This is a genomic window from Sedimentitalea todarodis, from assembly GCF_032595355.1.
Lineage (GTDB): Bacteria > Pseudomonadota > Alphaproteobacteria > Rhodobacterales > Rhodobacteraceae > Sedimentitalea > Sedimentitalea todarodis.
Window position 1 is genome coordinate 240,037 of record NZ_JASMWN010000005.1, and the last position, 10,732, is coordinate 250,768.

Consider the following 10,732-nt stretch of genomic DNA (forward strand, 5'->3'; position numbering starts at 1 on the left):
AAAAAACCCGCCGGACATGGTCCGGCGGGTTTCTGTCTCGTCTGGACTAATCCGAAGGATCACTCGTCGCCCTTGAGCGCCGCACCCAGGATATCGCCCAGCGATGCGCCCGAGTCCGAACTGCCATACTGTGCGACGGCTTCTTTCTCTTCGGCGATTTCGCGTGCCTTGATCGACAGGCCAAGACGGCGGGTCTTGCTGTCGACATTGGTAACGCGCACGTCGATCTTGTTGCCGACGCTGAACCGCTCGGGGCGCTGTTCGGCACGGTCACGGGACAGGTCGGAGCGGCGGATGAAGGATTTCATGCCTTCGTATTCCACCTCGATGCCACCATCCTCGATCGCCGTCACTTCGACGGTGATGATCGAACCGCGCTTGACGCCGCCAACGGCCTCGGCAAACTTGTCGCCGCCCAGGGCCTTGATCGACAGGCTGATGCGCTCTTTCTCGACATCGACCTCGGAGACAACGGCCGAAACCATGTCGCCCTTGCGATAGTTCTGGATGGCATCTTCGCCGCGTTCGTCCCAGGACAGGTCCGACAGGTGAACCATGCCGTCGATGTCGCCTTCGAGACCGATGAACAGACCGAATTCGGTGATGTTCTTGACCTCGCCCTCGACCTCGGTTCCCTCGGGGAACTGCTCGGCAAAGACTTCCCACGGGTTGCGCATGGTTTGCTTGAGACCCAGCGAAACGCGCCGCTTGGCTCCGTCGATTTCCAGCACCATGACTTCGACTTCCTGAGAGGTCGACACGATCTTGCCGGGGTGCACGTTCTTCTTGGTCCAGGACATTTCGGAAACGTGGACCAGACCTTCGACACCGGGTTCGAGCTCAACAAAGGCACCGTAATCGGTGATGTTGGTGACGCGGCCCGTATGGACGGAGCTGAGCGGGTATTTCGCGCCAACCAGATCCCACGGATCTTCCTGCAGCTGTTTCATGCCGAGGCTGATACGGTGGGTTTCCTTGTTGATCTTGATGACCTGAACCTTGACGGTTTCACCGATCGACAGGATCTCGGACGGATGGTTCACACGACGCCATGCCATGTCGGTGACGTGCAGCAGGCCGTCAACGCCACCCAGATCGACAAATGCGCCGTACTCGGTGATGTTCTTGACGACGCCATCCACGGCCTGACCTTCGTGCAGGTTGCCGATGACTTCGGCGCGCTGCTCGGCACGGCTTTCTTCGAGGATCGCACGACGGGACACGACGATGTTGCCACGGCGACGGTCCATTTTCAGAATTTGGAACGGCTGCTTCAGACCCATCAGTGGGCCAGCGTCGCGCACAGGGCGCACGTCGACTTGCGAGCCGGGCAGGAATGCGACGGCACCGCCCAGATCGACGGTGAAACCACCCTTGACCCGGCCAAAGATCGCGCCTTCGACGCGCAGCTCATCGGCATAGGCTTTTTCAAGACGATCCCAGGCTTCCTCGCGGCGGGCCATTTCGCGCGAAATGACGGCTTCGCCACGTGCGTTCTCGACCTGGCGCAGAAAAACTTCAACCTCGTCGCCGGCGGCGATTTCGGGGGCTTCTCCGGGATTTGCGAATTCTTTCAGATCAACGCGGCCTTCCATCTTGTAGCCGACGTCGATGATGGCTTGTCCCGCTTCGATCGCGATGACTTTGCCTTTGACGACAGACCCTTCCTCGGGTGTGTCCATTTCGAAGCTTTCGTTAAGGAGGGCTTCGAATTCCTCCATGGATGCGTTAGCGGACATATATAAGTCGTTTCCTTTTTCACATTTTTGCGGGCCGTGCGGTTGTCTCCGCCGGTCTTTGGGTTTCAGGTTGGTCCGCGCGGTGGCTCCAAACAGACGAAGGGCCGCGGAATTCCCCGGCCCTGCTCGTGATGTCTGCGATCTGGTCTGCCGCTTGGACACCGCGGCGTATAGTCCTTTGCACCCCTGATGGCAAGGGTTCAATGCGGGGGGTGGCGAACCTTCGACTAACCGAGCAAGGGGTCCTCGAATCCCATCGGTGCGGTAGCACCCAACAGCGGGTCTTCGAACCCGAGCAGCGGATCTTCGAAACCGGCAGCACCCGGCGCAAGCGGGTTGATCGGCATAGGTTGGGATTCTCCCGCAATATCGGGAACCTTTGCAAGATCGTCGTTGTTCCGGGGAATGTTGAAGACGAAACTATCCATCTGAAATGCTCCTGATCTGATACCCGTGTACCCGGCTCCGGGCCGGGTGATCCAAAACTACTCTGCAGTTTGCGTTGGCGTCAGTCAGGTTTTCCTGACCGAAAACGCCAGGGGTCTGATCCGATCAGCCGCTCTGTGACATCCGGCTTTGGATCAGCTTGATCACCGACGAAACCGCAGCTTCGATACTGAGGTCCGATGTATCGACTATCACCGCATCCACCGCAGGTTTCAGCGGGGCATCCGCGCGATTCATGTCGCGCTCATCGCGCGCCTTCACGTCCGCCAGAACCGCATCATAGGTGGTCGATGATCCGCCCGCACGCAATTCATCAAAGCGCCGCCGTGCGCGGATTTCATCGCTGGCTGTCACGAAGATCTTCACCTCTGCATCCGGGCAGATCACTGTCCCGATATCCCGCCCGTCCAGAACGGCACCAGGGCCCTTGCGCGCAAAGGCGCGCTGAAACTCGACCAAGGCGGCCCGCACCTCGGGAATGGCAGCCACCCGGCTTGCCTGTTGCGCCACCTCTGCGCTGCGCAAATTGCCGGCCCCCAGATCCTCGGGCGTCAACGACCGCGCCGCCTCGGTCGCCTCGGCCCCGTCGAGAGCCCGCGCAGCAACCGCGCGGTAGAGCAGTCCTGTATCCAGATGGCCAAACCCGAAATGGGCCGCCACCGCCTTGCTGATAGTGCCCTTGCCCGCGGCGGCGGGGCCGTCAATTGCGATTGTGAACGTCATGGCATCCCTCTGAACCTGTTCAGGCTCCACCTTACGATCTGGCCGATGATACACAGCAAGAGCAGCAGCAGCGACGTCTGGAACAATTGAAATTTCAGGATCGTGTAGGTGCTGGCGCGTTCAACATCTTCCGGCGTCAGGATCGGAGATCGCAACAGTCCGGCGACCGCCGCGTTTTCGAGCATGTCCGCATAGAAATAGGCGGACGGCAACAGCGCCCCAACCAGCGCCCACCGGCCAAAGTTGCGACGCAGGCCAAGATAGATGGCCAGAGCGAGAGCACCGGCCAGACCGATCGGGAAAAGCGTGTCCAGAATGCGTTGTGCGCCCAGATACAGGCGGCGCGCCGGTTCCGAGAGGTCGTCCAGATAGGCCTTTGCCGTTGCGTGATCATACCCCTCAGTGCGCAAATCGAACATGGGCGCGCCCTTGGCCCCCGCGATGATCGCCGGTTTGGTCCAGACCGTCATCAAAACAAGGCAAACCACCGCCACACCGGCAAACCCGGCCAGCCCGATCCAGAGGTGGCGCATTCCGGCCCCTACCCGTCCGCCCGGGAAAGAGACGCCCCGAGGCGCTGCATCAATGGTTCGAATATCGGGAAGGACGTGGCGATCGGGCCGCCATCATCCACTGACACCGGATGCTTTGTCGCCATCCCCATCACCATGAACGACATCGCGATCCGGTGGTCCAGATGGCTGGCACATTCGGCACCGCCCTTGACGGTTCCGGGGCCATGACCCGTGACCGACCACCAATCCTCGCCCTCCTCGACATCGACACCGTTGGCACGCAACCCGGTAGCCATTGCATCGATCCGGTCACTTTCCTTGACGCGCAGCTCGCGCACGCCGCGCATCATGGTGACGCCGCTGGCAAATGACGCGACCACCGACAGCACCGGGTATTCGTCAATCATGCTGGCCGCACGGGCCGGCGGCACATCAATGCCTTTCATCTCGGGCGAGAACCGTGCGCGCAGATCGGCGACCGGCTCGCCGCCCTCCTCACGCTCGTTCTCATAGGTCAGGTCCGCGCCCATGTCGCGCAACGTGGCATAGAGACCCGCACGTGTCGGATTCAACCCAATCCCCGGAACCAGCACATCAGAGCCGGGCACGATCAACGCGGCGCAGACCGGAAAGGCCGCGCTCGACGGGTCACGCGGCACTGCGATCGTCTGTGGTTTCAACTCGGGTCGACCGGTGAGCGTGATCACCCGGCCTTCATCGGTGTCTTCTGTCGTGATCTCGGCCCCGAAACCCGCCAGCATCCGCTCCGAATGATCGCGTGTCGCCTCCTTTTCGACAACGACCGTCTGGCCCGGCGCATTCAGCCCCGCGAGCAACACAGCAGATTTGACCTGCGCGGACGGCACCGGCACCGCGTATCGCACGGGAACCGGATTTTTCGCCCCGACAATGGTCATTGGCAAACGTCCGCCAGATCGCCCGACCGCACGCGTGCCAAACAAGGCCAGCGGGTCCGTCACCCGCGCCATCGGACGCTTGTTCAGGCTGGCATCCCCGGTGAACGTTGCGCTGATCGGACAGGTCGCCATCGCGCCCATGATCAGCCGGACACCAGTGCCGGAATTGCCGCAATCGATGACCTGGTCCGGCTCCGCAAAGCCACCGACACCTACACCATGCACATGCCAGGTGCCATCGTCGTCCCGGTCGACCTCTGCCCCAAAGGCACGCATTGCCTTGGCGGTGTCCAGAACATCCTCGCCCTCGAGCAGTCCGGAGATTCGCGTCTCGCCCACGGCCATCGCGCCCAATATCAGCGAACGGTGGGAAATCGATTTGTCGCCGGGCACATCGGCCACGCCGGACAGCGCCCCGCAAGGGGCGGACATCATCGGAATCGGGGTGCCGTGGCTGGACATATCGGGCCTCTCATCAGGTCAATGGCACCCGCTTTAGCCGATGCCTGCAAGAGCGTCCACAACCCGTGACCACCTGCGCCAGACATATCGTGTCAAAGGCGTCGAAAGGTCAGGTAATGCGGAACGCGTCCTTCGCGCAGCGCTTTCTGTTCATAGCGTGTCGATAGCCAGTCCTCCCAGGGCGCGCGCCAGTCCTCGCGGCGCTCGGCCAACCACGCGAACCCGGCCTTTGGCACCTGTTCCAGAGTTTGCCGCACGTAATCCGGAATATCCGTGGCCACCCGCAGAATCGCACCCGGCGCAAGCACGCGATGCAAAGGGTCTAGATGCTCAGGCGTCACGAACCGGCGCCGATGATGGCGGGCCTTGGGCCAGGGATCGGGATAGAGCAGGAACGCCCGGTCAATCGCGCCGTCGGGCAGCACATCCATCAGATCGCGCGCATCGCCGGGGTGGACGGCCAGGTTTGACACGCCCGCGCGGCGTATCTTGCCAAGCAGCATGGCAACACCGTTGATATAGGGTTCGGCCCCGATGATCCCGATTTCGGGATTGGCCTGGGCCTGGTGCACGAGATGCTCACCACCACCGAACCCGATCTCAAGCCAGACCCGGCGCCCACCAAACAGCGTATTAAGGTCGAGGGGCTGTCGCTCCGGGTTCTCGTCCCAGCCAACCGGCCCCGGTGACAGGGCCGCAAGATCCTCATCCAGATAGGCCTTTTGGCTTTTCTTCAGCGTCTTGCCCTTGAGGCGGCCATAAAAATTGCGGTGCGGGCGGATTGGTTGTGTCATGGTGCGCGGTCTAGCCCGATGGCCCCCTGTTCGCAATTGCCTTGGCCGGATGAATTTGTGAAACGCGAAACAGCATACCGATCAAGCGGGTTTCATCTTTGCGCAAATACTCCGGGGCGTTTGAGGGGCAGCGCCCCTCATCTCTTGAATCGCGCGCGGCGCAGCCGCACGCTTTTTCAACCTGTCAGATCGCCGCCTTCAGCGCATCGATCAGATCGGTCTTCTCCCAGCTGAACCCGCCATCCGCATCGGGTTCGCGTCCGAAATGCCCATATGCGGCAGTGCGTTGGTAAATGGGTTTGTTCAACTGCAAATGCTCTCGAATTCCGCGCGGGGTCAGGTCCATAACCTGTCCGACGGCTTTCTCGATACTTGCGCTCTCTACTTGTCCGGTGCCGTGCGTATCCACGTAGATCGACAGCGGGCGGGACACCCCGATGGCATAGCTCAGTTGCAGGGTCGCGCGATCCGCGAGGCCGGCGGCGACGATGTTCTTGGCCAGATACCGCGCCGCATAGGCAGCAGACCGGTCCACCTTTGTCGGATCCTTGCCGGAAAACGCCCCACCCCCATGCGGCGCGGCACCGCCGTAGGTATCGACGATGATCTTGCGCCCAGTCAGGCCGGCGTCGCCATCAGGACCGCCAATCACGAATTTTCCGGTCGGGTTCACATGCCATTCGGTCTGATCCGTCAGCCAGCCCTCCGGCAGAACCTCGGTGATATAGGGTTCGACAATCGCGCGGATATCTTCACTGCTCAGGGACTCGTCCAGATGCTGGGTGCTCAGCACCAGCGAGCGCACACCGACCGGACGGCCGTCTTCATAGATCACCGACAGCTGGCTTTTTGCATCGGGCCCGAGTGTCGGCTCGGTCCCGTTCTTGCGCACCTCTGCCAGCCGTCGCAGGATCGCATGGGCATACTGGATCGGTGCCGGCATCAATGCCGTTGTCTCATTTGTGGCAAAGCCGAACATGATGCCCTGATCGCCAGCACCTTCGTCCTTGTTGCCAGAGGCATCCACGCCCTGTGCGATATGCGCTGATTGTTCATGCAGCAGGTTGGTGATTTCGCAGGTTGCATAGTGGAACTTGTCCTGCTCATAGCCGATATCGCGGATACATTCGCGCGCAATCCCGTCAATACGGCCCATATAGTCCGTCAGCTTGTCCTGATCGCTCAGCCCGATCTCGCCCCCGATCACGACTCGGTTGGTGGTCGCAAAGGTCTCTGCCGCGACCCTCGCTTCGGGTTCTTCTGTCAGAAGGGCATCCAGAATGGCATCGGAGATTCGGTCACAGACCTTGTCAGGGTGACCCTCGGAAACCGATTCCGAAGTGAACGTATGGGTATTGCGGGACATGAATAGCGCTCCATTGGGTTTCATCCTGCCACGTCAGGAAGCCGTTGTGACAGGTTTCAGCCGAAGTAAGCCCGCAAACCGGCAAGGTCAATTGCCTAAGCGCCTTTTATTTCGCGACCTCGCCGCAAGAGCGGAATCAACCCGACCAGCAGCAAGCACAACACAGGCCAGTCGCCGCTGCGTGAATAGTGGGTGCCGGGCAGCGGCGCCGGCAGCGTTGCATCGACATAACCCGCCTCCCCCAACGGCAGGCTGTCGGTGATCCGCCCCCACGGGTCGATCATTGCAGAAACCCCGGTGTTTGCCGCGCGCACCATTGGCAAACCTTGTTCGACGGCGCGCATCTGTGCCTGCGCCAGATGCTGGTAGGGCCCGGCGTACTGACCGAACCAGGCATCGTTGGTAATCTGCAACAGAAAGGCACCGCGACTCGCTGTTCCTGAAACATCCTGGGGAAAGACCGCCTCGTAACAGATCAGCGGCAAAGCCTGCCCCAGAGGGCCAAAATCCAGAAGCACCGGCCCCGGCCCCGCGCTGTAGCCATCGCCCTCCCGCGCCGCAAACCCGCGCAACCCGAGGGCTGAGGCGAAATCCCCACCGGGAAAATACTCGCCAAACGGCACAAGATGATGCTTGTCATAGACCGCCGCGATATCGCCGACACCATCCAGGTAGATCAGCGAATTGTAGTGACGCGCACCCTCGCTGCGCTGGATACCGACCGCCATCGGCACACCGGCCGCGGCCTCCGACATCCGCGCGAGTGCAGGCCCGGCATAATCCAGTAGAACCGGAACAGCTGTTTCCGGCCATACGATGAGGTCAGGTTGTGGCTGCGCAGCGGTAAAGTCGATCTGGCGTTGAAAGAACACCGGCATCATCTCCGGGTCCCATTTCTGATGCTGCGGCGCGTTGGGCTGGATGATCCGGACGGTGCCGGGTGACGGATGGGTCTCCGGTAGGGCCCGCGCCAGCTCAACGCCCGCGAGCAGCAGCGTCAGCACCGGCAACCCGCAAAGCAGCCGCGCCCCGAGACGCGCTTTCGATACGAGCGCGTGTCCCGGCAGGAGCGAAGCAATCAAGGTCAGGGCACCAAGCCCCTGCGGCCCGATCCAGGCCAGCCAAAGAACAACATCCGTTCCCACCCAAATCTGGGCCAGGCCCGCCCACGGAAACCCGGTGAGCACATAGGCACGCGCGAATTCGGCCAGTGAGAGCGTGGCGATCAGCAACCCGATCCGCATTCCCTGTGTCTTTGAAAACCGTATCGCCAGCCAAAAGGCCGCTGCCCAGAACAACGCCAGCCCGCCTGACAGAAGCACAAGCGCAAATGGCGCCATCCAACCGTGCCGGGCGATGTCCACCAAAAACGGCTCGACGATCCAGTTCAGGGCAAGGGCGAAGTAACCGGTCGCGAGTGCCCAGCCGATCCATGCCGCGCGGCGCGGGCTGTCGGTTCCCTGCAACAGCCAGGGCACAAGTGCGAACGCAATCAGGGTGACAGGCCAGAGACCGTAGGGCGCAAGCCCCAACGCGGCCAGCGCCCCGAAACCGGCCGCCACCCCCATCCGAAGCAACAGCCCGCCGGGCGGTGATATCATGCGGGAGTCTCAGGCAGTCGGATCCGCAATCGTTTGATCCGGCGCGGATCCGCATCGATAACCTCGAACTCTGGCCCTTCCGGATGGGGCACGACCTCGCCACGCGCGGGAACACGCCCCGACAGCATGAACACCAGCCCGCCGAGCGTGTCGATTTCCTCTTCGTCGACCTCGTCATGATCCGTCAGGGATTGGCCGATCTCGGCCTCGAAATCGGCCAGCGGCGTCTTGGCCAACGCCACGTAGCAGCCGGGTTTTTCCTTGATCCAGGGGCGATCCTCGTCGGTATCGTGTTCGTCCTCGATTTCACCCACAACCTGCTCGATCAGGTCCTCGATGGTCAACAACCCGTCAACCCCGCCGTATTCATCGATCACCAATGCCATGTGGCGGCGCTCGGTCTGCATCTTGGCCAGCAACACGCCGATCGGCATCGACGGCGGCACGAACAAGAGCGGGCGCAGCATCGACGTCAGATCGAAATCTGTCGTACCCCCGTTAAAGCCGTGGCTCAGCGCGAAATCCTTGAGGTGGACAAATCCGAGTGGCGTATCAAGCGTGCCTTCATAAACCGGTATCCGGGTCATGCCGCTCTCGCGAAACTGCTGCACCAGCTCTTCCTTGCTGGTGGTGTTGGCAACGGCCACGATATCAGCGGTCGGGATCGCGACATCCTCGACCCGCATGCGCCGCAGATTGATCATGCCGCGCGTCTCAATAGCGTTGCCGTTCACCGATGTCGGTGACGGCTCCTCCGCAGGCGAAAAGGCCTCGATGATGCGTCCAATTAAGCCGGGGCGATCCGCCCCGTCCTGTTCTTCGACCTCCGCTGTCGCCGGAAGAGCCGTATCGTCCTGTGGCTGCGCGCGCTGCGCCGCGTTAGAACTGCCGTCTGTGTCGTCCATTGATCCCGTCCAAATGAGGGCCCTATGCCCCGTCCCTATCCCAATATGGGTCATCAATACCCAATCTGCCAAGTATCTCGACTTCTCGTGCCTGCATCAAGGTGGCATCCGGGTCACGGATGTGGTCATACCCGAGAAGATGCAACACTCCGTGAACGATCAGATGTGTGACATGATCGCTCATCGGTTTACCTGCTGTATCAGCCTCGCGAGCGCAAGTTTCAAAGGAAATCGCGATGTCGCCAAGCTCGATTTCGCCGAAGACATCCGCTTGCGGCAACGCCGGCTGGCCCCCGGCCACAGACGCGGCGAGGTCTTTCACCGGCCAGCTGAGCACATTTGTCGGGACAGGTTTTTTGCGAAACTCGGCGTTCAGTTTCGCGATTTCGGCATCATCGGTCGCAAGTATGGCGAGTGAAACGGGGTCGCTATCGAGTCCCAAGAGGCCCAGCGTCGCCTGCCCTGCGGCCTCTGCAATCGCGTCGAGATCGATCTTGGCCCATTGTGCAGATTTGATGTGGATTTCGATCGGCATTCAGGTCTCGCAAAGCGGTTGGAAATGTCGTTGGTTTGCAACAAGGCACGCTCTTAGACCGAACGGGCCGGTCAAGACCAGCCCTTCCTTGTGATTGCGACCAGTAAGATCGCCCTCCCTTGTAAACAGACTCAGGTCCGAAATACTCGGCTGCCGCAACGTTCGAGAAAGAACGCCCATCCGCACCAACGCATACACACCAGATTCAGCGAGAGGTTGTATCTGGTTCCTGCGATCACGCACGCGGATATTTTTTCATACCAAACAAGTGTTTGTAAGCGCCTATTGATCTTGCCGGGGCTATCTCTGGTGAATGAGGAGGACGAGGTTCGAACGGCTGGCACACACCTCAGCATATCGCAATGCTGGACCTCTTCATACGCAAAGGCTGGTTTACCGGAAGCCAGAACAAGAAAACCAAAGAAGCCTACGAACGCTACCTGAAGGTTACGCAGGCCTTCAAAGATGCAATGTCTGCGCTGCCGGGCAAGGACACCCGGGGCAGGGAAATAAGCGAACAGGCCGCTGGCCGGATGACAAAGAAGAACGCTGGAGGTTTTGACGGCGCCGGGCAGGATTTGGCATTGCTCATGGCTTTGTTGCGCAGAGGCTGGATGAGGGATTCATTTTGTGAATCCAGCATGGTAGCTGGCCTGTATGAGCAGACCTATCCCGCCGAGCTACATGACCAAGAACTGGCCGGCTTACAACGAAGCGCTGAAGCAACG

The 10,732-nt window shown here is 60.9% G+C and carries 11 protein-coding genes and 1 riboswitch; of the genes, 1 reads left to right on the forward strand and 10 read right to left on the reverse strand.

Annotated elements, in window-relative coordinates:
* Positions 1 to 59: 59 nt before the first annotated feature.
* From rpsA to ybeY, 10 genes are all read right to left on the reverse strand, one after another.
* Positions 60 to 1,739: a 30S ribosomal protein S1 gene (gene rpsA, locus QO231_RS09395; protein WP_316775429.1), complete on the reverse strand. Its 1,680-nt coding sequence runs from the start codon at positions 1,737 to 1,739 to the stop codon at positions 60 to 62.
* Between the two features lie 227 nt (positions 1,740 to 1,966).
* Positions 1,967 to 2,167: a hypothetical protein gene (locus QO231_RS09400; protein ID WP_316775430.1), complete on the reverse strand. Its 201-nt coding sequence runs from the start codon at positions 2,165 to 2,167 to the stop codon at positions 1,967 to 1,969.
* Positions 2,168 to 2,291: 124 nt separating this feature from the next.
* Positions 2,292 to 2,909, reverse strand: coding sequence for a (d)CMP kinase (locus tag QO231_RS09405; protein ID WP_316775431.1), 618 nt, complete (start codon positions 2,907 to 2,909; stop codon positions 2,292 to 2,294).
* The gene (locus QO231_RS09410) at positions 2,906 to 3,442 is read right to left on the reverse strand and encodes a hypothetical protein (RefSeq protein ID WP_316775432.1); all 537 of its coding nucleotides are present in this window, start codon (positions 3,440 to 3,442) and stop codon (positions 2,906 to 2,908) included. The genes QO231_RS09405 and QO231_RS09410 overlap by 4 nt, the downstream gene beginning before the upstream one ends.
* Positions 3,443 to 3,450: 8 nt before the next feature.
* Entirely contained in the window at positions 3,451 to 4,803 is a 1,353-nt protein-coding gene (gene aroA / locus QO231_RS09415; protein WP_316775435.1) for a 3-phosphoshikimate 1-carboxyvinyltransferase, read from the reverse strand.
* 92 nt (positions 4,804 to 4,895) lie between these two features.
* Positions 4,896 to 5,597, reverse strand: coding sequence for a tRNA (guanine(46)-N(7))-methyltransferase TrmB (gene trmB, locus QO231_RS09420; protein ID WP_316775438.1), 702 nt, complete (start codon positions 5,595 to 5,597; stop codon positions 4,896 to 4,898).
* A 184-nt stretch (positions 5,598 to 5,781) separates the two neighbouring features.
* On the reverse strand, positions 5,782 to 6,963 hold the full coding sequence (gene metK, locus QO231_RS09425) for a methionine adenosyltransferase (RefSeq protein ID WP_316775439.1): 1,182 nt from the start codon (positions 6,961 to 6,963) through the stop codon (positions 5,782 to 5,784).
* A 6-nt stretch (positions 6,964 to 6,969) separates the two neighbouring features.
* Positions 6,970 to 7,019, reverse strand: a riboswitch (SAM-SAH riboswitch).
* 39 nt (positions 7,020 to 7,058) lie between these two features.
* Positions 7,059 to 8,564 carry an apolipoprotein N-acyltransferase gene (gene lnt, locus QO231_RS09430; protein ID WP_316775440.1) on the reverse strand — a complete coding sequence of 502 codons (1,506 nt, stop codon included), beginning with the start codon at positions 8,562 to 8,564 and terminating at the stop codon, positions 7,059 to 7,061.
* On the reverse strand, positions 8,561 to 9,469 hold the full coding sequence (locus QO231_RS09435; protein WP_316775442.1) for a hemolysin family protein: 909 nt from the start codon (positions 9,467 to 9,469) through the stop codon (positions 8,561 to 8,563). Before QO231_RS09435 ends, lnt begins: the two co-directional genes overlap by 4 nt.
* A gap of 22 nt (positions 9,470 to 9,491) precedes the next feature.
* On the reverse strand, positions 9,492 to 10,004 hold the full coding sequence (gene ybeY, locus QO231_RS09440) for an rRNA maturation RNase YbeY (protein ID WP_316775444.1): 513 nt from the start codon (positions 10,002 to 10,004) through the stop codon (positions 9,492 to 9,494).
* 362 nt (positions 10,005 to 10,366) lie between these two features.
* Here ybeY and QO231_RS09445 point away from each other — a divergent pair.
* A partial coding sequence (locus tag QO231_RS09445; protein WP_316775446.1) for a hypothetical protein occupies positions 10,367 to 10,732 on the forward strand: 366 nt, incomplete at its 3' end.

Excerpts from the sequence above, each read along its gene's own strand:
- rpsA (WP_316775429.1), bottom strand. The coding sequence starts at position 1,739 with ATGTCCGCTAACGCATCCATGGAGGAATTCGAAGCCCTCCTTAACGAA.
- QO231_RS09400 (WP_316775430.1), bottom strand. The coding sequence starts at position 2,167 with ATGGATAGTTTCGTCTTCAACATTCCCCGGAACAACGACGATCTTGCA.
- QO231_RS09405 (WP_316775431.1), bottom strand. The coding sequence starts at position 2,909 with ATGACGTTCACAATCGCAATTGACGGCCCCGCCGCCGCGGGCAAGGGC.
- QO231_RS09410 (WP_316775432.1), bottom strand. The coding sequence starts at position 3,442 with ATGCGCCACCTCTGGATCGGGCTGGCCGGGTTTGCCGGTGTGGCGGTG.
- aroA (WP_316775435.1), bottom strand. The coding sequence starts at position 4,803 with ATGTCCAGCCACGGCACCCCGATTCCGATGATGTCCGCCCCTTGCGGG.
- trmB (WP_316775438.1), bottom strand. The coding sequence starts at position 5,597 with ATGACACAACCAATCCGCCCGCACCGCAATTTTTATGGCCGCCTCAAG.
- metK (WP_316775439.1), bottom strand. The coding sequence starts at position 6,963 with ATGTCCCGCAATACCCATACGTTCACTTCGGAATCGGTTTCCGAGGGT.
- lnt (WP_316775440.1), bottom strand. The coding sequence starts at position 8,564 with ATGATATCACCGCCCGGCGGGCTGTTGCTTCGGATGGGGGTGGCGGCC.
- QO231_RS09435 (WP_316775442.1), bottom strand. The coding sequence starts at position 9,469 with ATGGACGACACAGACGGCAGTTCTAACGCGGCGCAGCGCGCGCAGCCA.
- ybeY (WP_316775444.1), bottom strand. The coding sequence starts at position 10,004 with ATGCCGATCGAAATCCACATCAAATCTGCACAATGGGCCAAGATCGAT.